This window comes from Streptomyces corynorhini (assembly GCF_003346515.1).
Taxonomy (GTDB): Bacteria; Actinomycetota; Actinomycetes; order Streptomycetales; family Streptomycetaceae; genus Streptomyces; species Streptomyces corynorhini.
The window spans coordinates 1-24,372 of sequence record NZ_QQNA01000053.1; the positions used below are offsets into that span (position 1 = coordinate 1).

The following is a 24,372-nucleotide window of genomic DNA, read 5'->3' on the forward strand; positions in this document are numbered from 1 at the left end:
CCGCGCCCCTGACTACCAATGAATCCGAGAGAGCGCCGCGCGGCGCGTCACCAGCTGCCGCCCTCCGGGGCCGGTACCGGCCCCGGGACGCGGCGCCGCAGAGTCCCGATCACCGTGGCGCAGGTCGTCGACACCGCGCTGGACGTCATCGCCGCAGAGGGCTACGAGGCGCTCACCATGCGCCGTCTGGCCGGTGCCCTCGACACCGGACCCGCCTCGCTCTACGCCCACGTGGTCAACAAGGCCGACCTGGACGAGCTGCTGATCGCGCGCCTGTGCGCCGGGCTCGTCCTGCCCGAGCCCGACCCGGCGGCCTGGCGCGAGCAGATCCGCGGCGTGTGCGGCCAACTGCGCGACGCGTACCTGAGATACCCCGGAATCTCCCGCGCCGCGCTCGCGATGGCCCCCACCGACCTGGAGACCGTACGGCTCAGTGAGGGCATGCTCGGCATCCTCCTCGCGGGCGGCGCCGCCCCCCGGGCCGCCGCCTGGGCCGCCGACGCCCTCTTGCTGTACGTGGGCGCCTACTGCCTGGAGATCTCCGTCATGGACCAGCGCAAGGTCGACAACGACGCGGACTGGGTCGTCGACACCGACGAACTGCGGCGCCGCCTGACCGCGCTGCCCGCCGCGACCTTCCCGCACATCACCCGCCACGCGGCCGAGATCACCGCGGGCGGGGGCCACGACCGCTTCGACTTCACCGTCGCCCTGATGATCGACGGCCTGGCCGGTACGGCGGGCGGAGAAGCCTGACCGCGCCCGGTCGGGAACCCGGTGGGCCGCCGACGGCCGTCGCCGCGGGCAGGTCCCAGCCGGTACGGACGGGGGCGGGCCCGCCCCCGCCGACGTTCAGCCGCGCCGCACGGGGTGGATCGTCGCGGAGGGCGGTTCGAGGTCGACGCGGCCCCGCAGTTCCGCCTGGTCCTCGGCGAAGGCGTCCAGGAGCGGACGCAGTTGACGGCCCGTGAGGTAACGGTCGGAGACATCGGTGCCCCGCGCGTGGCCGAAGGCCAGGAAGTTGGCCGCCTCACCGTCGCGGCGCGCGGTGGCCCGGCCGAACTCCTCGCTCGTCATCGGCCGACGAGTGTCGCCGCCGTCCGAGGGGGAGACGTTGTGCGTCAGCAGCCGTTCGAAAGGCCGGTCGGTCCAGTCGCCGTACCAGCCGGAGAACTCGACGGCCGTCCTTCCGCTCGCCGTGTCCGTGAGCGAGCAGCCGGTGACCGAGGCGTCGGTGCCGGTGTGGGGCACGACGCCCCAGGGCGCGCCGGAAGGGTTCTTCGGCAGGGTGACCCCGGCCGGCCGGCCGCAGACCGTGCCCTTCGCCGCCTCGGCCGGCGGCACCGCGCTCGGCGGCTCGTACGCGTCGCTCCCTGCGGGCGGCGTCGGCAGGGGTGAGCCGGTCGTGGGCCTGTCATGAGCCGGGCGTATCCGGCCGTGCCGCCCGTTACGCCTCGCGCTGTTGCGGCGAGCGCGCCGTGACCATGACCATCGCCAGCACCGCCGCGAACAGCAGGATGGCCGCCGCCCAGGCGATGGCGACCGTGAAGCCGTGGACCGTGGCGGTGTTGGCGAGGGCGGTCTTCTGCGCGGGAGTGAGCCCGCCTTGCCTGGCCGCCTGCTCGGCCGCCTTCGCGAAGTGGCTCGTCGCGTACGCGGTCCCGCTGGTGATGGCGATGGTGTTGAGGAGCGACGTACCGATGGAGCCGCCGATCTGCTGCGCCGTGTTGACGGTCGCAGAGGTGACACCCGCGTCCTTCGGCGCGACGCCGGAGGTGGCGACGGACATGACGGGGAGGAACGTCAGGCCCATGCCCAGGCCGAGCAGCAGGGTGCCCGGCAGGATGTGGGCCAGATAGCTTGAGTGGGTGTCGATGAAGGTGAGGGTGTAGAGGCCGCCGGAGGCGAGCAGCAGACCGGGGCCCATCAGCAGGCGCGGCTGTACGTAGTGCATCAGACGGGCCGCGATCTGGGTCGAGGCGATGATGATCATGGCGCTCATCGGGATGAAGGCGAGGCCCGTCCTGAGCGGCGAGTAGCCGAGGATGTTCTGCAGGAAGAACGTCATGAACAGGAACAGCCCGAACATCCCGATCGTCGCCAGACACATGGTCAGCACCGAGCCCGCCCGGCTGCGTTCCTTGATGATGTGCGGCGGCAGCAGCGGACCGGCCGCGCGCGTCTGCCACCACGCGAAGCAGGCGAGAAGCGCCACCGCGCCGCACAGCAGCCCCAGTACCAGCGCGGACGACCAGCCGCGCGACTCGGCCTCGCTGAACCCGTAGACGAGGGCGACCAGGCCCCCGCAGCCGAGGATGACGCCGGGGATGTCGAGGCGCGACTCCCGGTGGCCCTCGCGGTCGTGCAGCAGCCCGAACGCGCCGAAGACGGCGATGACGGCGATCGGCACGTTCACGTACAGGCACCACCGCCAGGACAGGAACTCGGTGAGTACGCCGCCCAGCAGCAGCCCGATCGCCGCGCCGCCGCCCGCGATGGCGCTGTAGATCCCGAACGCCTTCGCGCGCTCCCTGCCGTCCCGGAAGGTGGTGGTGAGCAGCGAGAGCGCGGACGGTGCCAGGATCGCGGCGAACATGCCCTGGAGCGCGCGCGACGCGAAGAGCATCCCGGGGCTCTGGGCGGCGCCGCCCACCGCTGAGGCGGCGGCGAAGCCGATCAGGCCGATGATGAAGGTGCGCTTGCGGCCGACGAGGTCGGCGATCCGGCCGCCGAGCAGCAGCAGCCCGCCGAAGGCGAGGGTGTAGGCGGTGATGACCCACTGCCGGTTGCCGTTGCTGAGGCCCAGCTCGCGCTGGGCGGACGGCAGGGCGATGTTCACGATGGTCGCGTCGAGCACGACCATCAGCTGGGCCATCGCGATGACGGCCAGCCCCCACCACCGGTGGGTCTCGGGATCGGTGTCGGTGGTGCCACGCGGGGCGCCCGGCGGTGGTTCGGTGTTGCTGTTGCTGTTGCTGTTGCTGTTGCTGTTGCTGTTGCTGTTGCTGTAGCCGTCGCCGGGGTTCGTCGGGTCGCTCATCGACGTTTTGCCTCCCCATGGTGTTCCGTGGTGACACATGCGCACACCACCACAGAACACCATGAATCGGGTGCGCCCGCTACGGCTCCAGCACCACCTTGCCCATCGTGCCGCGCGTCTCCAGAGCGCGGTGGGCCTGTGCCGCCCGCGCGAGGGGGAAGCGCTGTACGGCGGGACGGAGGCGGCCGGCCTCCGCCTCGGCCAGGGCACGCTCTTCGAGGGCGCGGAGGTCACCGCCCGCCTTCTCGATCATGGCCGGGCCGAGCACGGACCCCGACGTGATGCCGCGCTCCGCCAGCTCCTCGGCGGTGAAGGTCAGCGGCGCCCCGTCGTGCGCCCCGCCGCCCGCACCAGCGCCCGACCAGCCGAACACCAGGTGCCTCCCGCCCCGGGCGAGGAGGTCGACGGCCGCCGCCCCGGTCGCCCCGCCGACGGAGTCGAAGACGACGGTCGCGCCCCGGTCGCCGTGCCGGTCGCGCAGGAAGCGGCGGACGCGCTCGGGCCAGTCGGGGAGGGTGTAGTCGACGGCGAGGTCGGCGCCGTTCTCGGCCACCCGGGTGACCTTGGCCGGGCCGCCCGCGAGGCCGACGGCGGTGGCGCCGACGTTCTTCGCGTACTGCACGAGCAAGGTGCCGATACCGCCCGCGGCGGCCGGTACGAGCGCGATGTCGTCGGCGCCGAGGTCCGCGAAGAGGAGGATGCCCATGGTCGTACGGCCCGTTCCGATCATGGCGACGGCCTCGGCATCGCCGAGGCCGTCCGGGATCTCGTGGAGCCGGCCGGAGTCGGTGACGGCGAGTTCGGCGTAACCGCCCGGGACCATCCCCAGGTGCGCCACGACGCGCTTGCCGAGCAGGTCGGCGGCGACACCCTCGCCGAGCGACTCGACCGTACCGGCGACCTCACGGCCGGGGATGGTCGGCAGCTCGGTGGGGGTGGGCAGCGGACCGAGGCGGAGCCCTTCGCGCAAGGCGGTGTCGACGAGATGGACCCCGGCGGCGGCCACCGCGATGCGCACCTGGCCAGGGCCGGGAACGGGGTCGTCGGTCCGCTCGTAGCGGAGGTTCTCGGCGGGACCGAAGGCGTGGAGGCGGATGGCGTGCATGGCGGGGCTCCTCGGGGCGGCCCCGGCGGGTGCGGGCACGGGGCGGTGGGCACGGGCGTGGGCACGGGCGTGGATACGCCCTGGGGCCGCCCGCTCGATCAGCCTCCGACCTCAAGCGCTCTTGAGGTCAAGCACCCTTGAGATCAGGCCCCTGCTCCCGTACGACCCGCTCCCGTACGACCCGCTCCCGTACGGCCCGCTCCCGTCTCCCGTACGGCCTGTTCCCGTACCACCGGCCCTCGCAGCCGCCGCACGGCCAGCGTCGCGGCCTCGATCCCGCTGTTGAAGGACACCTCGCTGAGCACTCCAGGCGCCGCCACCTGGTCGCCCGCGAGATAGACCCCGTCGCCCCGGTCGATCCGGGGCCGGTCCCGCCAGGTGGTGCCCGGCGGGTCGACCGCTCCCGTACGGCCGGTCGCGAGGGACTCGCACCGCCATACGACGCGCTCGCGCCAACCGGGAAACCCCAGGTCCAGCAGGTGTTCGCCGCGCGCGACGCCCTCGGCCCGCGACTGGCCGGGACCGAGGGGGAACTGGCCCTGGAACAGCTGCTCCCCGGCCGGGGCCAGGGTCGGGTCGTGCGCCGTGAAGCGTTCGAGCCAGCCCGGTGCGTCGAGATCCGAGACGAAGAGCGGACCGTGCCCGTCGGTGCGCAGCGCCAGGTCCAGCAGCGCCGTCCGGCCGCCGGTCCAGGTCAGCCCGTCGTCCCCGAGGAGGCGGCGGGCCGCCTCCAGGGAGGTCGCGACGATCACCGGCGCGTCCTGGGCGCTGTGTTCCGGCAGTACGTCGATCCGCGTGGACGTCTCGACCCGTACACCCAGCTCCGTGGCGCGCCCGGCCATCCGGTCGACCAGCCGTCCCCAGCCGCCCACCGGGAAGCGCGCCTCGGGCGGCAGCGCGGCGGCCCGCCGCAGCCGCTCCTGGACGAAGGCGGCGGACAGCGCGCCAGGATCGTGGTGGAAGAGGGCGACGGCGACGTAGTGGGCGGCGGCACGGGCGGTCTCGCGCCCCGCCGTCGCGGTCGCCCACGTCATGAAGTCGACATCGACCGGCGCCCGCCCCACCCCGCGCAGGCTGAGGGCGAACAGCCCCGGGGGCGGCGTCCTGCGCAGCACCCCGCCCCGGTGGAAACGGATCCGGGGCAGCTCGCGCGGCGGCGAACCGGCCATGGGGCCGAGCAGCCCGCGCCGCCGCAGCCAGGCCCAGTGCGGGCCCTGGCGGTAGAGGGCGTGCGGGCCCTCGTTGGTCAGGTACGGCCCCTCCGACGTACGCGCCCGGCCGCCCAGGGCGCGGTGGCCCTCGTACAGGGTGACGGGCACACCCGACTCGGCGGCGGTGATGGCGGCGGCGAGCCCCGCGAGGCCGCCTCCGACGACAGTGACGCGCGGACTGGCATCCATGGGTCCTCTTCTCTCCTCGGGCTCGGGCTGGGGCTCGGGCTGGGGCTCGGCCTCGGCCTCGGCCTCGGGCTTGTGCGCGGGTGCTTCCCCGCTGCGACGGGAACGCGCGAGGTGAACGTGCGACGTGAACCGGCCGTCCGTATGTGACATCGGCGTGTTGTCAGAGGCGTACGTCACCATGGGGACATGGCACGGAAGACGACCAAGAGCGACACTCCCGCGGCGAAGCGGGCGGAGGTGCGGCTGCCGCCGCTCAGCCCGTACGGCGGCGGGCTGGAGCCGGACGGCGACTACGACGGGCTGGAGTTCAAGGACCTCGACCTGGGCGGACAGGAGGGGCCGGGGGCGCGGTTCATCGACTGCGCGCTGCGTGACTGCGGGTTGGACGAGACCGCTCTCGGGAGAGCGCGCTTCGTCGACTCCGTGCTGAGCGGGGTCCGGGGTGTGGGCACGGACCTGTCGGGCGCCTCGCTGCGCGATGTGGAGGTGGTGGACGCGCGGCTGGGCGGCGTGCAGTTGCACGGCGCGGTGCTGGAGCGGGTGCTCATCAAGGGCGGGAAGATCGACTACCTGAATCTGCGCAAGTCCCGGCTGAGGGACGTGGTGTTCGAGGGCGTCGTCCTGTCGGAGCCGGACTTCGGGGGCGCGGAGCTGGAGCGGGTCGAGTTCCGCGACTGTGTGCTCAGGCGCGCGGATCTGAGCGGGGTGCGGATGAAGGACGTCGACCTGCGGACGGTCGCCGAGCTGGATATCGCCCGGGGGCTCGACCGGCTGGCGGGCGCGGTGATCAGCTCGGCGCAACTGCTGCAGCTGGCGTCGGCGTTCGCGGCGCAGATCGGGGTGCGGGTGGAGGACTGAGCAACACCGGAGGCCCCGATCCGGGGGGATAGATCGGGGCCTCGGCGGTGCTCAGGGGGTACGCCTTGTGTGGGGGGAGGAAGCGGTCACCCGCTTCCCGGCAGTACTCCCTCGGTCAAGCGTGTGCCCGGTGGTGCGGGATGTACGCGGGGCAACGCGGAAAACGATGGGGGGACTGTGTGTCCACTGTGTGGTGGCTGAGTGAGGGCGGCGATTACGGAGGGCGATCACAGAAGTGGCCGCGGCCCGGCTGCGGGCGCGGCCGTGGGCCCGGCTGTGGGGTCTGTTGCGAGGTCTGTTGCGGGGTCAGCTGCGAGGGAAGCGGGCCTGGAGGTCCCAGATGATCGGGTTGCCGGCCAGACCCTCGTGCAGATCGGCCAGATCCGCGATCAGATCGTGCAGGAAGTCGCGCGCCTCGCGCCGCAGCAGCCGGTGGCCGAAGGTGAGCGGCGGCTCGTCGCCGTGCATCCAGTCGGCCTCCACATCGACCCAGCCGAAGCGCCGCTGGAAGAGCATGCGGTCGGCCGACTCGGTGAAGTCCAGCTCGGCGTACTGCGGTTTGGCGGCCCGGCTGCCGCGCGGGTCGCGGTCGAGCTGCTCGACGATGTCGCACAGCGCCCAGGCGAAGTCGAGCACCGGCACCCATCCCCAGGCTGTGGACACCTCGCGGTCCGCGACGGTGTCCGCGAGGTAGACGTCCCCGCAGAACAGGTCGTGGCGCAGCGCCCGCACGTCCGCCTGGCGGTAGTCGGTCTGCGGAGGGTCGGGAAAGCGCCGGGAGAGGGAGTAGCCGATGTCGAGCACGGGCTCGATGGTGTCATGGCCGAACGGGTGAACGGGCCACCGAGGCATCCGCGCGACCGTACGAGCCGTACGAGCCGTACGAGCCGTACGAGCCGTACGAAGGCGAGGACGACGACGAACTCGCCTACCAGCGTCTGCTCGGCAAGCTCAAGCCGGCGCGAGGAGTCGTACCAGCTTTCCGAGGCGGTTCCGCTGCCCGAGCCGTTCGGAGTCGAGCGGGACACCGGCGCGTTCTGAGTCCGGCCGGGGTGTGACAGAGGTGGCCCGCTCTACGATCGCCGGGTGCTTCGACGCCCCACGACCCCTCTCGTACTGCTGCTCGTCCTCACGGGCTGTACCGGCGACGGCATTGCCCCAGCCGCCCCTGCCACCCCAGCCGCCCCAGCCAACCCAGCCACCCCAGCCAACCCAGCCGATCCTGTGGGGGCGTCCGGCCTCGGGGATCCGTACTTTCCCCGGCTCGGCAACGGCGGCTACGACGTCCGGCACTACGGGCTGACTCTCGACTACACCCCCGCCACCGGCCGGCTCACGGGCACCGCCGACATCACCGCCCGCGCCACCCGGGATCTCGGCTCGTTCCACCTCGACCTCGCCGGGCTGACGGTCGACTCCGCCAGCGTCGGGGGCGCCGATGCCGCCGTCCGCCGCGCCGGTACGAAGCTGACGCTGCGGCCCCGCGAGCGCCTCCGCCGGGGCGAGACCTTCCGTACGGTCGTCCGCTACTCCGGCGTCCCGCGCCGGATCACCGACCCCGACGGGTCGCGGGAGGGCTGGCTCGGGTCGGACGGCAGGGCGGTCGCGCTGGGGGAGCCGACCGGGTCGATGGCCTGGTTCCCGGGCAACCACCACCCGAGCGACAAGGCGTCGTACGACATCCGGATCACCGTTCCGGCCGGTCTGAAGGCCATCTCCAACGGCGAGTTGAGGAGCGAGCGTACGAAGGGCGGGCGTACCGCCTTCGACTGGCACGTGCCCGAGCCGATGGCGAGCTATCTCGCCACGGTGGCCATCGGCCCGTACAGGACCCACGAGACGAAGGTCACCAGAAGCGTCGAGGGCATCGAGGGCGCCGAGGCCGCCGAAGACACCGGAACCACCGAAGACACCAGGGACGCCGAAGACGCCGAAGACACCGGAACCACCGAAGACACCAAGGGCACCGGGGGCGCGCACGGTACGGTCTCCAGCTACACCGCCGTCGATCAGGCCACCGCCGCCGACCCGGCCACCGCCGACGACAGCGCGAAGCTGCTCGCCGCGATCCCCGGGATCCTGAAATGGGGCGAGAAGAACTTCGGCGCCTACCCCTTCTCCGCCACCGGTCTGATCATCGGCAGACCCGGCCAGGCGGGATACGCCCTGGAGACCCAGACCCGGCCGTTCCTCCCCGGCCCGACCGACACCGAGACGCTGGTGCACGAGCTGGCCCACCAGTGGTTCGGGGACTCGGTGACGCCCAAGTCCTGGCGGGACATGTGGCTCAGCGAGGGCTTCGCCACCTACGCCGAGTGGCTCTGGCTGGCGGACCACCGGGGCGTGCCGGTCCGGGACAGCTTCGCCGAGGCGTACGCCGACGAGGCGAACTGGGCCTTCCCGCCGGCCGTGCCGCCCTCGGCCGCGTACCTCTCGGAGCCGCCGGTGTACGGGCGGGGTGCCATGGTGCTCCAGCGGGTCCGCGAGGCCCTCGGGGACGCCGCCTTCTTCCGCGTCGTGCGCGGCTGGGCCCGGACGCACCGGCACGGCAACGCCGATACGGCCGACTTCACCGCCTACGTGGAGCGGCGGTCCGGCAGGGACCTCGGCCCGCTCTGGGCCGCGTGGCTGTACGGGGACGCCAAGCCGCCGCGCGGCTGAGCACCGGGCCACCGGCGCAGGGGCGGGTGGCCCGGTGCGGGCACGTCAGCGGAGCGTCAGAGGTTCACGCCGAAGTCCGTGGCGATACCGACGAGGCCCGAGGCGTAGCCCTGGCCGACCGCGCGGAACTTCCACTCCGCGCCGTTGCGGTACAGCTCGCCGAAGACCATGGCGGTCTCGGTGGCGGCGTCCTCGCTCAGGTCGTAGCGGGCGATCTCCGCGTCGCCGGCCTGGTTGATGATGCGGATGAACGCGTTCCGGACCTGGCCGAAGTTCTGGCTGCGGGTCTCGGCGTCGTAGATGGAGACCGGGAAGACGATCTTGTCGACCTCGGCCGGCAGGCCCGCCAGGTTGACCTTGATCGACTCGTCGTCGCCCTCGCCCTCGCCGGTCGTGTTGTCACCGGTATGGACGATCGTCTGGTCCGGCGTCGACTTGTTGTTGAAGAAGACGAAGTGGCTGTCGGAGACGACCTTCCCCGCCGCGTTCACCGCGATCGCCGAGGCGTCGAGGTCGAAGTCGGTGCCGGTGGTGGTACGGACGTCCCAGCCGAGGCCGACCGTGACGGCCGTGAGGCCCGGCGCCTCCTTGGTGAGCGAGACGTTGCCACCCTTGGACAGGCTTACAGCCATGGGATGTCCCTTTCGTTGTCGAGTGCGGGCTTCGAGTGGTCCCGAAGCTACCGTCACCCGCCATAACGCGAGCAGAGGACCAGGAGGTTCCAGCCTCTTTACTTTCTTTACCCAAGGCGGGTGAATGGCCCGAAGTCGTCTCTCCCCCCGCCGACGCCGCAGCTCGCCGCGCCGGAACGGCCCGCGTACCGGCGCCCGGCGGAAAAGATGGTGACGGGAGCGCCCCGGACACGGGACCATGGACACATGTCCGGGCCCACGCATGTCATCCGTGGCTCGGTCTCCCTGCCGGAGGCCGAGCTGATCTGGCGTTTCTCGCGCTCGTCGGGGCCCGGCGGCCAGCACGTCAACACCAGCGACTCGCAGGCGGAGCTGCGCTTCGACCTCGCGAGGACGAAGGCCCTGCCGCCGGTCTGGAAGGAGCGGGCGCTTGAGCGGCTCGCGGACCGGCTGGTGGACGGCGTGATCACCGTACGCGCCTCGGAGCACCGCTCGCAGTGGCGCAATCGCGAGGCCGCGTCCGTACGGCTCGCGGCCCTGCTGGCGGAGGCGACCGCGCCACCGCCGCGAGCGCGCCGGAAGACGAAGATTCCGCGCGGTATCAACGAGCGCAGGCTGCGCGAGAAGAAGCAGCGCGCCGACACGAAGCGGGGCCGGACCGGCCGCGACTGGTCGTAGACGGTACCGCTCTACTGCCCCAACTGCCGGTAGCGCCCCTTGAAGTACATCAGCGGATCCCCGTCCCCGCCCGGCAGCTCCGCCGCCAGCACCCGGCCGATCACCAGCGTGTGGTCACCCGCCTCGACGCGCTGCTCCGTACGGCACTCCAGCGTCGCCAGCGCCCCTTCGATCAGCGGCGCCCCGCTCAACTCGCCCCGCCGGTGGGGTGTGTCCGCGAAGAGCAGCCGGTCGCTGATCCGGCCCTTCATCGAGAACCGGCCCGCGATCTGCCGCTGGCTCTCGGTCAGCAAGGACGCTGCCCACAGCGGCTGTTCGAGGAGCAGGTCGTCCATCCGTGACCCGTTGCGCACGCTGACCAGCACCAGCGGCGGGTCCAGCGAGACGGACATGAAGGCGGTCGCCGTCATCCCGGCGTCCTCGCCGCGCGGCCCGTCCGGGCTCAGCGCGGGCTCGTGCGCCGTCACCAGCACCACACCCGCCGCCAGCCGGGCCAGGGCGGCGCGGAACTCGTCGTTGCTCACCCCCTCAGCATGGGGGATGGCGCCCCCGGCCCGGGGGAGGGTCTCACCGGCGGTCCTGGGAAGGGGCTCATCGGCGGGGGAAACGCCTTCCCCGGCGGGGGGCCTGCCCTGCTCTGTGCGGAGGGCGGCTTCGGTACGGGGGGCGGGACTCGTCTGGGGCACGCGGGAGACGCTAGTCTCGACGGTCCCCCGGTCGCATCGGGCCAGGGGACGAGTCTGGTCCTAGGACCAGACTTCCGGAAGCCGGACCGGTGACCGGAAACAGCGCGGAACGCGAGCCCGCCACCACCCGGGTTTGCGTTCAAGAACGCCATGGGGCCGCTCCCACCTGGGGCTTCGCCCACAAATGGCTGATGTGACTTGGCTCACAGAGATGGGTATTTGTTGACCCTGTGTACCGGGCGTGCAGCACCCTGTGATTCAGTGGCGAAGACCTGCAACACGAGAGCCGATGCGCATCCTGGAGTTGTTGTCGAGGTCTCGGGGAGAGCGAGCAATGGAGACCGAGTCGGAGCCCTACGTCCGCCTTGCGACCATGCGGCAGCTGCATGCGGCCATCGCCGAACTCAACACGGCGCGCAGCCTGGCCGACACCCTGCAGACCGTCGCCGACGGCGTCATCAGCGGACTCGGCTACGAACTCGCCTGCGTCAACGTCGTCCAGGCGGACGGTGATCTCGTCGTCGCCGCCTTCGCGGGCAGCGCCGCCGCCGAGTCGCTGATCACCGGCCGGGTCGGCTCCCGGGGCTCCTGGGAGCGCCGCCTCACCATGGGCGAACGCTGGGGCGACCTGCGGTTCATACCGCACACCGAGGGCTGGGTGCTGACCGAGGACGACGTGCCCCAGTGGTTCACCGAGGGCCCGTACCCGCGCTTCGAGGACGAGTGGCACCCGCAGGACCGGCTGTACGCCCCGATGTACGCGGCGGCCCGCAAGGACCCCCCGGCGCACGCCATGGGCGGCGGGGGCGAGCTGCTCGGCGTGATATCCGTCGACCGGCCGCGCGGCGGTCGCCGCCCGGGGCCCTGGGGCCAGGAAGCCCTCCAGATGTACGCGTCCCAGGCGGCCATTGCGATCGGCAACGCCCGGCTCCGAGCAAACATGCAGCGCGCCCTCGTCCGGCTGGAGCGTGAGCAGCAGGCCCTGCGCGCCAGTGAGGAATCCTTCCGGCAGGCCTTCGAGTACGCGCCCAGCGGCATGGCCATCGCCGAGATGGGCGGCGACCAGCACGGCAGGCTGCTGCGCACCAACGACGCCCTCTGCCGGCTGCTGGGCCGCCAGGCGTCGGCGATGCGCCGCTACTCCTTCGCCGACCTCGTCCACCCCGAGGACATCGGGACGCTGCTGCGCACCTCGGCCGAGGGTGGCCGCGCCGAGCTGCGCCTCGCGCGCCGCGACAGCACGTACGTCTGGGTCTCGCTCCGCAACTCGGTGGTGGCGGACACCACCGACGGCCCCCGGCTGCTGCTCACCCACGTCGAGGACATCGAGGAGCGCAAGGGCCGCGAACTCCAGCTCGCCCACCGCGCCTCGCACGACTCGCTCACCGGCCTGCCGAACAGCGCCGAGCTGCGCTCCCGCCTCAGCGCCCGGCTCTGCTCGCGTCCGCACGCCCTGCGCGAGACCGCCGTAGAGGCGCTGGACGCGGCGTACGGGGGATACGACGGCACGGTGCTCCACGAGCCGGGCTACGACCCGTACGACGGCTATGACGGTTACGACGGCTACGACAGCTACGACGCGTACGAGGAGAAGGCGCGCAGGCGCGGCGCCGCCGCCCGCGCGGCCGGCGGCCCCTTCGACCACCATGTGCACCTGACCGCGCCCGGCGAGGGCGAAGGCGCGGCCGACGACGGCACGAAGGGGCTCGCCGTCCTCTTCTGCGACCTCGACGGTTTCAAGTCGATCAACGACAGGTTCGGCCACAACACCGGTGACGAGGTCCTGATCGAGGTCGCGCGCCGGCTCACCACGGGTGTACGGGACGGCGACACGGTCGCCCGGCTCGGCGGCGACGAGTTCGTCGTGCTCGCGGACGGGCTCGGCTCGGCGGACGCCGCTGATCTCGCCGTACGCCTGCGCAACGCGATCATCCCGCCGATCAGGGTCGACGGCCGGGCGGTGCGGGTCGGGGCGAGCTTCGGCATCAGCTGGGCGAGTTGTGGAATGTCGGTGGAGGAAGTGCTGCAATCGGCCGACCAGCGGATGTACGTGGAGAAGCGCTCCCGGAGCAAGGTGCACCGGCGAGCGGGGTGACCTGGGGCCTCTCGTTTGGATCATGCCGGGCTCGCGAGCCTTGGCACCGCGCCTCGCCGCGTTGTCGTCGGTCATCCCCAAGGTCTCGGCTTCGCTCGACCAGGGGAGACCCCATCCGCTCCGCGTGGGCTCCCTCCTCCGCCTTGCGATCCACGGCACCAGACCCCGCTCCCTCATCCGGCCTGATCCAAACGAAAGACCCCAGCCCGATCGCGGGACAAACGGGCGTACCCGGAAACGCACCCAGAAACGTGCGGAGGTACGTACAAAGGAGCGCCGAAGCGTTTCCCCGGAGTTCGGGACAGGGCTGGGACATGTCCGCTATCCGTTCTTCACCCGGAGATCGCAGACTGGCTGCTACCCGTCAAGATCCGTCCGTAGGCTTACCCGCACGAGGTAGGCTCGGCCGGTCGGCGACGCTGGCGAGATGGTAAGGAGTGACCAGGGATGACGGCCGGGAACAACGGCGCGAGCAAGCCCGAGGATGACGATCCCTTCGGCTACCTGTACGAGGACGGCCAGGCCGCGGCGGCCGGTCAGCGGCGCCAGGGCGGTTACGGCTACCCGGGTCCCGCCGTGCAGCCCGGCGTGCCCAGGACGTCGTACAACCAGGTCAGGGCGGTCGGCGAACGCCAGTACGGGCAGCAGCAGGCCGCGCCGCCGCAGCAGGCGTACGGCCAGCAGCAGGGCTACGGGCAGCAGCAGGGGTACGGCCAGAGCCCCCACGGGCAGCAGGCCGCCACCGTCCAGCACTCCGCCGCGCCGCCCAGCCAGCAGCTGCCTGGCCAGCGCTCCGGCGGACGCGGCAGCGGTGGCGGACCCAACACCAAGGGCCTGCTGATCGCGGCGATCGCCGTGGTCGCGGTCGTGGTGATCGGTATCACGGCCGCGCTGCTCTCCAGCGGCAGCGGCGACGACGAGAAGAACAACGACGCGACGCCCACCGACGGTCCCGCGCCCAGCGGCGACTCCTCGCGGGAGCCGAGCGCCGACCCGTCCGGTGACGGCGGTGACGACGCGTCGGGCGAGCTGCCCAAGGGCGACGCCGTGACGATGAAGCTGACCTCGCCCGCCGCGCTGTCGACGGACATCAAGGGCGCGAAGGGCGCGACCGGCGCCTATGTGTCGCTCAACGGCGTCGGCGCGTCGGCCAGTTGGACGTTCGACGCTCCCAAGGCGGGCGAGTACACCGTCTTCGTGACGTACGGCGTGCCCGGGAAGGACGCCCGGACGACGCTGAACGTCAACGGCAAGGCGCACGGCGACGGCCTCAACATGGAGAACTTCGCGAAGGCGCCGGAGGGCGACTGGGAGAAGGGCTGGACGGTCACCTACGCCTGGGTCAACCTCGAAAAGGGATCGAACACCATCAAGATCTCCTGCGAGGAAGGCAACCAGTGCGAGACCGTGCTCGACCAGTTCACGCTCAAAGAGGGCCACGTCAAGCGCTGACGCCCTCCCGCGCGAGCTGACCGACGGCTGTTGATCCGCGACTGCTGATCCACGGCTGCTGATCCAAGACTGTTGATTTAGGGTTGCTGACCCGCGACTGCTGATCCGCGACTGCTGATCCGCGACTGCTGATCCGCGACCGTTGATCCGCGACTGCTGATCCCCACGCGCCGTCTCACCACGAAAAGCTTCCGCCCCGGCCTCGCCCCGCGAGCCGGGGCGTCGCCTTTCGCGCCGCCTTCAGGCCGGCGGATACTCCGTCACCGTGACGCGCGGCAGCAGCTCCTCGTACACCGCCGCGTCGAACTCGCCCGCCACCGGGGCCAGTACGGTCGCCGTGGACAGCGCCACCGCGCGGCTCAGCCGGGCGGGCCACGGCAGGCGTTCGACCAGGCCGGAGAGCAGCCCGGCCACGGCGGAGTCGCCCGCGCCCGTCGGGTTGCCCCGCACCGGGGCGGGCGGGCCCGCCCGCCAGACGCCGTCCGGGGTGGCGGCCAGGACGCCGTCCGGGCCGAGCGAGGCGACGACGGCGCGGGCGCCGCGGCGCCGGGTGTCGCGCGCGGCGACCAGCGGTTCGCGGGAACCGGTGAGCAGGGCGAGTTCGTCGGCGTTCGGCTTCACCAGATCGGGGCGCGCGGCGACGCCCCTGCGCAGCGGCTCGCCGCTGGTGTCGAGCAGGACGGGCACCCCCGCGCCGCGCGCCCGCCGGATCAGCTCGGCGTACGCCCCCACATGCACGCCCGGCGGCAGGCTGCCGCACAGGGCCACCGCCTCGGCGCCGGGGACCAGCCGGTCGTAACAGCTCAGGAAGGCCCGCCACTCGGCGGCCGAGACGGTCGGACCCGGCTCGTTGAGCTGGGTCGTGTCACCGGTCGCGGCGTCCACGACGGCGATGGTGCGGCGCGTCGCCCCGGAGATCGGCAGGAGCGCGTCCACCGGCCGCGCGTACGCGGCGTCGGCCCGCGACCGCGTCCCGGCGCCGCGAGGGCCCACCGGCCCGCAGCCGCCCAGCAGCTCCCGCAGCACGTCGCCCGTGCGCCCGCCCGCGAATCCGGTGACCACCGTCTCGTGGCCGAGCGCCGCCAGCACCCGCGCGACGTTCAGCCCCTTGCCGCCGGGCCGTTCGACGACCTCGTCGACGCGGTGGGTGGTGTGCGGGACCAGGGCGGGGGTCCGGTACGTGATGTCCAGGGCGGCGTTGAGCGTGACCGTGAGGATCATCCGTCGTCACGCCTCGTCATCCGTCACGCCTCCGGGACCGCGCTCGCTGCGCCGGCTCCCTGCCGACCGCCGACCGCCCGGGGCGATCATTTCAAAAAGTAAGCGGTCGGCCCAGCCCCCTGGCCGTGGTGAACCGGCAGCTGTCCGGTTGCCGCCGTCCGATTCTCGACGGACCCACGGCCCCGGGTCAGCCGACGCGGGGGTCGATCAGCCACGCGCCCTTGTGCAGCACGCCCTTGAGCCCGAAGTCCGCGTCGAGCACCACCGCGTCCGCGTCCTTGCCCGGCTCCAGCGACCCGACCCGGTCGTACACGCCCAGCAGCCGCGCCGGATTGGCGGAGATGGCACGGACGATGTCGTCCACCGGGAGCCGGTCCACGGTGGCGGCGCGCTGGAAGGCGGTGTCGAGGGTGAGCGTGGAACCGGCGATCGAGCCGCCCTCGGCCAGCCGCGCCACCCCGCCCTCGACATCCACGGCGAGCGGGCCGAGCTGGTAGCGGCCGTCGCCGAACCCCGCCGCGTCCATCGCGTCGGTGATGAAGGCGACGCGGTCGGCGCCCGCGCGGTGGAAGGCGAGTTCCAGGGCGGCGGGGTGCAGATGCGTACCGTCGTTGATCAGCTCGACGGTCACCCGCTCGTCCTCCAGCAGCGCGGCGATCGGCCCCGGCATCCGGTGGCCGAGCGGCGGCATCGCGTTGAACAGGTGCGTGGCGACGCTCGCGCCCGCGTCGATCGCCTCGACGGTCTGCTCGTACGTCGCGTCCGTATGGCCGATCGCGGCGATCACCCCGTGCTCCACGAGCAGCCGTACGGAGTCGGTGCCGCCGGGCAGTTCGGGGGCGAGCGTCATCATCCTGGCCGTACCGCGCGCGGCGTCGAGCAGCTTGCGCACCTCGGCCGGGTCCGGGTCGCGCAGCAGGCCCTCGCTGTGCGCGCCCTTGCGGCAGGGGGAGATGAACGGGCCCTCGAAGTGGATTCCGGCCAACTCGCCCTGCTCGACGAGTTCGGAGAGGACTCCGGCGCGCTGGGCCAGGAAGTCCATCTCGCCGGTGACCGCGGAGGCGACGAGGGTGGTCGTGCCGTGCTCGCGGTGCGTACGGATGCCGCGCAGTACGTCGTCCACCGAGCCGGAGGTGAACGAGGCGCCGCCGCCCCCGTGGTTGTGCAGGTCCACGAAGCCGGGGACGAGCCAGTGGCCCGTCAGATCGATCCTGACGGCGTCGTCCGGGGCGGCGCCCGCGATCCGGCCGCCCTCCACGATGACCCGGCCCCCGTCCACGATCCCGGTGGGGAGCACCACGCGGGCGCCGGTGAGAACGGTGCTTCGGGCGCGTGCGGCCATCAGGCGGTTACCTCCGTGGCGAGTGGATCGGCGGGTGCGGCGGGTGCGGCGGGTGTGGCGGGTACAGAGGATTCGACAGATTCGGCGGATTCGGCGGATTGAGTGGTTCGGGTGTCTCCGGCGACGTCGGTGGCCTCGGCGGCGTCGGTGGACCGGTCGGCGGAATCACCGGTCTCACCGGTCTCACCGGTCTCACCGGAATCACCGACCTCACCAGTGGTCTCACCGGCCTCAGCGGCCTCAGTGGATTCACGAGCCTCACCGGCCCCAGCCGCCACCAGGTCCCAGGCCAGCAGTCCGGCGCCCAGGCATCCCGCCGTGTCCCCGAGCGCCGCCGGGACGATCTCCGGCAGCGCCTGGAACGTGACGCGCGCCTCGACCGCCGCCCGCAGCGGGGTGAACAGGGTGTCCCCGGCCTCGGCGAGACCGCCGCCGATGATCAGCGTGCGCGGGTCCAGCAGAGTGAGCGCGGTGACCAGCCCGGCGGCCAGCGCGTCGACCGCCGCCCGCCAGACCCGTACGGCCGCCGGATCGCCGGACTCGACGGCCTTGGCGCAGTCGGCGGCGTCCGCCGTGGGGTCGCCGCTCGCCGCCGCCCAGGCACGGGTCACGGCGGCGGCGGAGGCCAGCGTCTCCAGGCAGCCGCGCTGACCGCAGCCGCACTCGGGGCCGTCGGGCCTGACGACCACATGGCCGATCTCGCCCGCCGAGCCGTGGGCGCCCGCCTCGATGGCGCCGTCGATGCCGATGGCCCCGGCGATCCCGGTGCCCAGCGGCACGAAGAGGAAGCGGTCGGCGCCGCGCCCCGCGCCGAGCCGCCCCTCGGCCAGCCCGCCGGTGCGCACGTCGTGCCCCAGCGCCACCGGTACGCCGCCCAGCCGGGCCGCGAGCAGCTCGCGCAGCGGTACGTCGCGCCAGCCGAGGTTCGCCGCGTACAGCGCTATGCCCCGCTCGGCGTCGACGATCCCGGGCACCGCGACCCCGGCGGCGACGGCGCCCGCGCCGAAGCGCTCCGCGCCGTACGCGCGCAGGTCGGCGGCGAAGCCGAGGATGCCCTCCACGACCGCCTCGGGCCCGCGCTCCCTGCCGGTCGCCCGGCGCACCTCGTGGAGCAGCGTGCCGTCCGCCCCCACGAGGGCGGCTTTCATGCCGGTGCCGCCCACATCGAGGGCGATGACGTGTCTCACGGGAACAGTCTCGCGCGTGGAACCGTAAAAGGTCTAGTCCACTGCTCTGCATAGATCACCGCGACAGGTGTTGCCGAAGCGAAACCACCCTCGGGTAGACCTCAAACCTCCGCATAGGAGAAAATCATGTGCCTCATCACATCGCGTCACCTTGGCCGGTTCTGTTGAGTACGGCGCGCGTGCCCCACGTACGTGCGTGTTGAGACGCGAGAAACAAAAGGGCGGGAACACAGCTGTGCGACAGCGCTACTCCGGAATGACCGCGGCGATAGCCGCACTGGGCATGACCATGGCGCTCGCCGGTTGCGGCGGTACGGGAGGCGCCGCAGACGTCACCCTCAAACTCGTGGCCGCGGATTACGGCACCAACGCGCGGACCAGTTCGGAGAAGTACTGGAAAGCGCTGGCCTCGGAGTTCGAGAGCAAGAACCCCGGTATCAAGATCGATGTCGATGTCCGCCCCTGGAAGACCATCGACGCGGATGTCGCCGAGATGGTCGAGAACGGCAAGGCGCCGGACATCGCGCAGATCGGCTCGTACTCCCACTACGCCAAGCAGGAAAAGCTCTACACCGCCGACGAACTCCTCTCCGTTCCCACGCAGTCGAACTTCCTCAGCCAGCTCTCCGAGGCGGGCAAGGTCCACCGCGTGCAGTACGGACTGCCGTTCGTCGCCTCCACCCGGCTGCTCTTCTACAACGAGGACCTCTTCACCGAGGCCGGTATCAGCGCCCCGAAGAACTGGGCGGACATCAAGTCCGACGCCGAGGCGCTCAAGGAGAAGGGCGTGACGACGCCGATCGCGATACCGCTCGGCTCGGAAGAGGCGCAGAGCGAGACGATGATGTGGCTGCTGAGCGGCGGGGGCGGCTACACGGACACCGCCGACGGCTCGTACAACATCGACTCGCCGCAGAACATAGAGACCTTCCAGTGGCTCCAGAAGGACCTGGTGGGAGCCGGGCTGACCGGTCCGGTCGCTCCTCGTGAACTGGACCGTGCCACCGCCTTCAAGGCGTTCACCAGCGGCCAGGTCGGCATGCTCAACGGCCACCCCACGCTGATGCAGGACGCCAAGAAGAGCGGGATCAAGGTCGGCATGGTGCCGCTGCCCGGCACCAACGGCAAGGCGAAGTCCACCATGGGGGTCGCCGACTGGATGATGGCCTTCAAGCAGAACGGCCACCGTCGCGAGGTCGGCCGCTTCCTGGACTACACGTACGAGGACAAGAACGTCCTGAACTTCGCCGGTCAGTACGATCTGCTGCCCGTCACCTACAGCGCGAACGACGCCATGGTGGCGGACGACTCCCACGCCGACCTGCGGAAGTTCCTGGAGGCGCTGCCGGCCTCCGAGCTGCTTCCGTACGGCAAGAACTCCTGGGGGACGGTGAGCGACAGCCTGAAGAAGAACATCGGCAGGGCGGTCGAGAAGGGCGCGAGCCCGTCCAATGTCCTCGGGCAGATCGCGCGTGACGCGTCGTCCGCCGAGGCCGCCGAGTAGCGTGTAGGTCAGATGACCGCCGCCGAGACCCCTGATACGCCGGACGCGGAGCGCCCCGCGGAGCCCGCGGAGCCTGGGGCGCCCGCGGAGCCCGCGTGCTCCGCAGCGCCCGGGGCACCCGCGGCGCCCGCCGGGCTCTCCGAGCGGGACCGCGCCGTACTCGCCGTCGAGCGGCGCGGCTGGCCGGGGCCCGGTGCCAAGGAGCGGGCGATCAGGGAGCGGCTGGGGCTGTCCCCGACCCGCTACTACCAGCTGCTCGGCGCGTTGCTGGACGACCCGCGCGCGGCCGAGCACGACCCGGTGACGGTGAACAGGCTGCGCCGGGTCCGCGACGCGAGGCGCGCGAGGCGCTAGCGAGGCGCAGGGCCCGGCCCGGCCGGGGACGGCGTGCGGACCCGGTCGAAAGGGCTGAAAGGGCTGAAAGAGCTGATGGGCGCGGATAGGCTCGGGGCATGGGCAGCCCTCCGCATCCCCTCCTGCCGGATCCGACGACCCCCGCCGGGGCCGACGGCCTGGCCGCGCTTCTCGCCCGGCCGGGGAAAGCCGTCGTCGCCCTCGACTTCGACGGCACCCTCGCCGACATCGTCCCCGACCCCGAACGGGCCCGCGCCCACCCGCGCGCCGTCCCCGCGCTGGCCGCTCTCGCGCCGCGCGTCGCGTCGGTCGCCGTCGTCACCGGCCGGCCGGCCGGGGTCGCGGTACGGTACGGCGGCTTCGCCGGGGTGCCGGGCCTGGACCACCTCGTGGTCCTCGGCCACTACGGCGCCGAACGCTGGGACGCGGTCACGGGCACGGTCCGCGCCCCCGCCCCGCACGACGGCGTCGCGGCGGTCCGCGCCGAACTTCCCGGTTTCCTGGACCGGTTCGGCGCCTGGCGCGGGACCTGGATCGAGGAGAAGGGCCAGGCCGTCGCCGTCCACACCCGCCGGGCCGGCGACCCCCAGGCCGCCTTCGACGCCCTGCGCGACCCGCTGAGCGAACTGGCCGCCCGCCACGGCCTCATCGTCGAACCCGGCCGCATGGTCCTGGAACTGCGCCCGCCCGGCATGGACAAGGGCGTCGCCCTGCTGGAGTACGTACGCGAGGTCGGCGCCGAGACCGTCCTCTACGCGGGCGACGACCTGGGCGACCTCCCGGCCTACGCGGCCGTCGAGAAACTCCGCTCCGACGGCCACCCCGGCCTCCTGGTGTGCAGCGGCACCGAAGTCCCCGAACTGGCCGAACGCGCCGACCTGGTCCTCCCGGGCCCGGAGGCGGTCGCGAACTTCCTGGGGGCGCTCGCAGTCCATTTTAGCTGAATCACTCACTGTATAAAAGGAATTATCCTACGGTGGGTGCATGGTGAACGTGAACGTGAGGCAATTACTCAGGAGCCAGGAGCGGCTGCTGCGGCGGGGGGACGAGGCGGAGAAGGGTGGTGACCGGACCACCGCCGGCCTGCTGCTCTTCTACAGCGCCGAGTGCGGACTGAAGGCAGGGATCTTGCGCCGCCGCAAGGCACGCGATACGTCCCAGCTGCCGGAGAGGACTCACGATCTCCGTGACCTGGCCAAAGAGCTGCGGCTGCCGGTGTCTGTTCAGGCGGCGGTCATGGCCTGCAAACGCAGAGAGAAGGACACTTCGGTGCCCGGTGCCGATCAGCCCGTGGCGGCGAAGGATTTGCACCAGGCATGGCGTTACGGTGCTGATCTGGACCCAGGGGAGGAGCAGCAAGCTCTCGTGGCCCTGCGCCATCTGATCGAGGCGGCACGCACATGTCCGTGAGCGGAGAATCAATGGTGGACGGTTACGCCCCGCCGGCCTCGGCAAACTTGTTGACCTGGGTCGACGTGGACGAACGCTGCGCTGAGCTGGCCGTGGCAGGCCGCTGGCCCAACTGGCTGCTGGAGGCAAGCGCCTGGTGGGACGGCCTGGAACTCACTGTCGTGCCAGGGACGACGGAGCCTCAGGCACGTGGCTGGCTGGACGATGTCTTCGGCACCGGCTCAGTCGAGGGCGAGGCCGGAGCGCCCGTCCTGCTGCTGGACCGGCCTGGAGACTTGCCTGCCGACGGGCTGATCGTCCGCCTGATCCATGAGGAGTCCTTCGACCCGGGCGAGCGTACACCGCGTCTGATGCAGCGCCGGATCACGGGCCAGCTCGCTCATCCGCTGCCTCGCCCCGAGCAGTCGGCCTTCGCCGCTGATGTACAGGTGATCGCGTTTCACTCGTTCAAGGGCGGAGCCGGCCGTACGGTTCACGCGGTTGCCCTGGCCGACCTCCTTGCTGGACGCGGGCACGGTGTGCTGCTGGTGGACGGCGATCTGGAGGCGCCGGGCATTACCTGGATGCACCAGGCGCAGGGCGGCGCCTGTGACATTAGCTACGAGGACCTGCTGGCCCTGCTGCACGGTTCCGTGGACGGTGATGTCGTTCCCGCCGCGCGAGTGGCCGCTCAGTATCTGCTCAACCAGGAGGCCGCCCGGTATCCGGAGGGCAAGCTGGTGGTGATGCCCGCCAGCCGACGGGCCAGGTTGGGGCCTTCGCGTATAGAGCCCGCCGATCTGGCCATGCCGGGCAGATCTCTTTACTTCCTGACCGAGGCGTTGGCAGAAGTGGCCGCTGCCGCTGGTCTGGATACGGTGATTGTGGATCTCCGGGCAGGCGCGTCGGAACTGTCCGCGCCGATCCTGCTCGATCCACGGGTACAGCGTATGTTCGTCGCAACGCTGAGTAGTCAGTCGCTGGACGGCACGGAGCGGTTGATCCGTCAGCTGGCGGTCGCTGCACCCGCTGTGACGGGCCAGGACCCCTCGCCGGCGGGAATTATCACGCAGTACCGGTTGGACACGCACACCGAGCAGGTAGCGACGGCCCGGACCCGGTTCTCCGAGGCGCTGGCGGAGCTGTGCGTCGCGCGCCCGGCTGGTGAGATGGCGGGAGGCGCGGGTCTTCCCACCCCAGAGGTGGACGCTCAGGTGCTCACCGAAACCATCACCAGCCCGTTCCGGGACGAATTGCTCGCTCTGCCGAGGTCCTGGAACGACGCGTTGGATGTCGTACGCCGCTGCGGGGTCGGCGAAAGGCTCGTCGAATTGGCGCCGATCCGGCCGGCGAAGCCGGAACAGAAGCCAATCGGCAGCGTCTCTGACGGACGTGATCTCCTCTACCAGCAGGCCAAGTCGCTCATCTTCGCCGAAAAGACCGCGCTGGACGGCGCTCTCGGGTTCCTGGCGACCGAGCCACTCCGGCGTCTGGTGGGTGATCATCGCACCACGCTTCCCGTCGCTGTCGTCGTGGGGGCGAAAGGCGCCGGCAAGACCTTCACCTACGCGCGGTTGTGTGCAGAGGGAGAGTGGTCGGATTTCGCCGGAAAGGCGAATGAGACCGTACAGGTGACGGCCTCGGTGGTGCCGGTCCTCGACCCCACGAACATGGATCAGTCGGTCGAGGGACGCACGGGGCCGCAGGCCCGGCGGGACATGCTGGCGAAGGGCCACGGAGCGACCGCGCAGGACATCAAGCGTATCCTCCGGGAAGAACTGAAGAGTCCGCGCAGCGAAGACGTCGACTACTGGCGCACAGTGTGGCTGCGGTGCATGGTCCTCGCCGCGTATGGGCCCGCAGTGCGGGACGAGGACCCGGAGCGGCTGCTCATCGAGCGAGGGAAGCAGCGTCGCCTGATCTTCGTGCTCGACGGTCTTGAGGATTTCTTCCAGGCGCTCGACGGAGAGAACAAACTCACCGCCTTGCGGTCTCTGTTCACCGAAGTGCCGGACTGGCTGCGGATGCTGCGGGGCCGCCCGCTCGGCATCGTGATCTTCGCGCGGCGGGACCTGGTTCTCGCGGCCCTGCGCCAGAACAACGGCCAGTTCTTGGACCGATACGCCCCGTACGCGCTGCACTGGGACGCGCAGGAGGCGCTGCGGCTTGCCCTCTGGGTAGCCGTGACCGCAGGGGCGGTTCCGCGTCCGGTGGAAGATCTGATGGACCTGTCCCGGGAACGGATCGCCGAGGAATTGGTTCCGGTCTGGGGCGCCAAGATGGGGCGGGAGAAGTCCCGCCAGGCCATTTCGCACCGATGGGTGCCGGCGGCCCTCGCTGACTTCAACAAGCAGGTACAGGCCCGCGACGTGGTGCGCTTCCTCAGCGAGGCGGCTGAAGGGTCCCGTGGCGACCGTGATTGGGAAGACCGATTGCTCACCCCAGCTGCTATGCGTGATGCCCTCGTGCCGTGCAGCGAGCATAAGTTTGTCGAACTGGCCCAGGAGAACCCGACGCTGGAGGACCGACTCAGACGCTTGAGGGAATTTGCCGCCACAGTGCCCATGCCTTTCACGGCGGAGGACGTGGGGCTGGAGCCTGGAGAGGTCGCCGAACTCACCGAGGCCGGAGCTCTGGTGAGGGACCATGACGGGCGCTACCGACTTCCGGAGATCTACCGACATGCGCTGAAGTTCCGAACTGCGCGCGGTAGCGCGCGCATCGTGAATTGAGCCGGTCCTCTGCACTTCGCACCACTCGCCTGGGGC

General features: G+C 71.5%; 20 protein-coding genes and 1 pseudogene. 11 read left to right on the forward strand and 10 right to left on the reverse strand.

Annotated features, from left to right (window positions below):
* Positions 1-18 precede the first annotated feature (18 nt).
* The gene (locus DVH02_RS08230) at positions 19-756 is read left to right on the forward strand and encodes a TetR/AcrR family transcriptional regulator (protein ID WP_114623054.1); all 738 of its coding nucleotides are present in this window, start codon (positions 19-21) and stop codon (positions 754-756) included.
* 96 nt (positions 757-852) lie between these two features.
* Here the strand turns inward: DVH02_RS08230 and DVH02_RS08235 are convergent, their stop codons facing one another.
* The 4 genes from DVH02_RS08235 to DVH02_RS08250 form a co-directional block, all read right to left on the reverse strand.
* The gene (locus DVH02_RS08235; protein ID WP_114623055.1) at positions 853-1,344 is read right to left on the reverse strand and encodes a hypothetical protein; all 492 of its coding nucleotides are present in this window, start codon (positions 1,342-1,344) and stop codon (positions 853-855) included.
* A 103-nt stretch (positions 1,345-1,447) separates the two neighbouring features.
* The gene (locus tag DVH02_RS08240; protein WP_233518099.1) at positions 1,448-2,875 is read right to left on the reverse strand and encodes an MFS transporter; all 1,428 of its coding nucleotides are present in this window, start codon (positions 2,873-2,875) and stop codon (positions 1,448-1,450) included.
* 244 nt (positions 2,876-3,119) lie between these two features.
* A complete protein-coding gene (locus tag DVH02_RS08245; RefSeq protein WP_114623057.1) occupies positions 3,120-4,145 on the reverse strand; it encodes a zinc-binding dehydrogenase in 1,026 nt (341 codons plus the stop codon).
* Between the two features lie 143 nt (positions 4,146-4,288).
* Complete coding sequence (locus DVH02_RS08250) at positions 4,289-5,545, reverse strand: NAD(P)-binding protein (protein WP_114623058.1); 1,257 nt, start codon at positions 5,543-5,545, stop codon at positions 4,289-4,291.
* A 186-nt stretch (positions 5,546-5,731) separates the two neighbouring features.
* Here DVH02_RS08250 and DVH02_RS08255 point away from each other — a divergent pair, with 186 nt between their 5' ends.
* Positions 5,732-6,403, forward strand: coding sequence for a pentapeptide repeat-containing protein (locus tag DVH02_RS08255; RefSeq protein ID WP_114623059.1), 672 nt, complete (start codon positions 5,732-5,734; stop codon positions 6,401-6,403).
* A gap of 306 nt (positions 6,404-6,709) precedes the next feature.
* Here DVH02_RS08255 and DVH02_RS08260 read toward each other — a convergent pair whose 3' ends face one another.
* Complete coding sequence (locus DVH02_RS08260) at positions 6,710-7,207, reverse strand: hypothetical protein (protein WP_114623060.1); 498 nt, start codon at positions 7,205-7,207, stop codon at positions 6,710-6,712.
* A 282-nt stretch (positions 7,208-7,489) separates the two neighbouring features.
* On the opposite strand from DVH02_RS08260, the gene DVH02_RS08265 reads away from it, so the two are divergent.
* A complete protein-coding gene (locus DVH02_RS08265; RefSeq protein ID WP_407697604.1) occupies positions 7,490-9,064 on the forward strand; it encodes a M1 family metallopeptidase in 1,575 nt (524 codons plus the stop codon).
* Positions 9,065-9,120: 56 nt separating this feature from the next.
* Here DVH02_RS08265 and DVH02_RS08270 read toward each other — a convergent pair whose 3' ends face one another.
* Complete coding sequence (locus DVH02_RS08270) at positions 9,121-9,696, reverse strand: TerD family protein (RefSeq protein WP_114623061.1); 576 nt, start codon at positions 9,694-9,696, stop codon at positions 9,121-9,123.
* A 246-nt stretch (positions 9,697-9,942) separates the two neighbouring features.
* Between DVH02_RS08270 and arfB the strand changes: the two genes are divergently transcribed.
* Positions 9,943-10,374 carry an alternative ribosome rescue aminoacyl-tRNA hydrolase ArfB gene (gene arfB / locus DVH02_RS08275; protein ID WP_114623062.1) on the forward strand — a complete coding sequence of 144 codons (432 nt, stop codon included), beginning with the start codon at positions 9,943-9,945 and terminating at the stop codon, positions 10,372-10,374.
* An 11-nt stretch (positions 10,375-10,385) separates the two neighbouring features.
* Here arfB and DVH02_RS08280 read toward each other — a convergent pair whose 3' ends face one another.
* Entirely contained in the window at positions 10,386-10,916 is a 531-nt protein-coding gene (locus DVH02_RS08280) for a flavin reductase family protein (RefSeq protein WP_114623096.1), read from the reverse strand.
* A 478-nt stretch (positions 10,917-11,394) separates the two neighbouring features.
* Between DVH02_RS08280 and cdgB the strand changes: the two genes are divergently transcribed.
* Together cdgB and DVH02_RS08290 are read left to right on the forward strand one after the other, a co-directional pair.
* The gene (gene cdgB / locus DVH02_RS08285; RefSeq protein WP_114623063.1) at positions 11,395-13,155 is read left to right on the forward strand and encodes a diguanylate cyclase CdgB; all 1,761 of its coding nucleotides are present in this window, start codon (positions 11,395-11,397) and stop codon (positions 13,153-13,155) included.
* 447 nt (positions 13,156-13,602) lie between these two features.
* Positions 13,603-14,607 (forward strand): carbohydrate-binding protein, encoded by a 1,005-nt coding sequence (locus tag DVH02_RS08290; protein WP_114623064.1) that lies wholly within the window; start codon positions 13,603-13,605, stop codon positions 14,605-14,607.
* 240 nt (positions 14,608-14,847) lie between these two features.
* On the opposite strand, the gene DVH02_RS08295 is transcribed toward DVH02_RS08290, so the two are convergent.
* The 3 genes and pseudogenes from DVH02_RS08295 to DVH02_RS08305 form a co-directional block, all read right to left on the reverse strand.
* The gene (locus tag DVH02_RS08295) at positions 14,848-15,828 is read right to left on the reverse strand and encodes a 1-phosphofructokinase family hexose kinase (RefSeq protein ID WP_114623065.1); all 981 of its coding nucleotides are present in this window, start codon (positions 15,826-15,828) and stop codon (positions 14,848-14,850) included.
* 187 nt (positions 15,829-16,015) lie between these two features.
* Positions 16,016-17,170 carry an N-acetylglucosamine-6-phosphate deacetylase gene (gene nagA / locus DVH02_RS08300; protein ID WP_114623066.1) on the reverse strand — a complete coding sequence of 385 codons (1,155 nt, stop codon included), beginning with the start codon at positions 17,168-17,170 and terminating at the stop codon, positions 16,016-16,018.
* Positions 17,171-17,442: 272 nt separating this feature from the next.
* Positions 17,443-18,357: pseudogene (locus DVH02_RS08305) on the reverse strand (ROK family protein); the annotation flags it as partial.
* A 235-nt stretch (positions 18,358-18,592) separates the two neighbouring features.
* Here DVH02_RS08305 and DVH02_RS08310 point away from each other — a divergent pair.
* The 5 genes from DVH02_RS08310 (at position 18,593) to DVH02_RS08330 (ending at position 24,336) form a co-directional block, all read left to right on the forward strand.
* Positions 18,593-19,861 carry an extracellular solute-binding protein gene (locus tag DVH02_RS08310; RefSeq protein ID WP_456113488.1) on the forward strand — a complete coding sequence of 423 codons (1,269 nt, stop codon included), beginning with the start codon at positions 18,593-18,595 and terminating at the stop codon, positions 19,859-19,861.
* Positions 19,862-19,873: 12 nt separating this feature from the next.
* Positions 19,874-20,215, forward strand: a complete 342-nt coding sequence (locus DVH02_RS08315; protein ID WP_114623068.1) for a DUF3263 domain-containing protein — start codon at positions 19,874-19,876, stop codon at positions 20,213-20,215.
* Between the two features lie 98 nt (positions 20,216-20,313).
* On the forward strand, positions 20,314-21,159 hold the full coding sequence (otsB, locus tag DVH02_RS08320; RefSeq protein WP_114623069.1) for a trehalose-phosphatase: 846 nt from the start codon (positions 20,314-20,316) through the stop codon (positions 21,157-21,159).
* Between the two features lie 40 nt (positions 21,160-21,199).
* On the forward strand, positions 21,200-21,625 hold the full coding sequence (locus tag DVH02_RS08325) for a hypothetical protein (protein WP_114623070.1): 426 nt from the start codon (positions 21,200-21,202) through the stop codon (positions 21,623-21,625).
* 11 nt (positions 21,626-21,636) lie between these two features.
* On the forward strand, positions 21,637-24,336 hold the full coding sequence (locus DVH02_RS08330) for a KGGVGR-motif variant AAA ATPase (protein WP_114623071.1): 2,700 nt from the start codon (positions 21,637-21,639) through the stop codon (positions 24,334-24,336).
* Positions 24,337-24,372 lie beyond the last annotated feature (36 nt).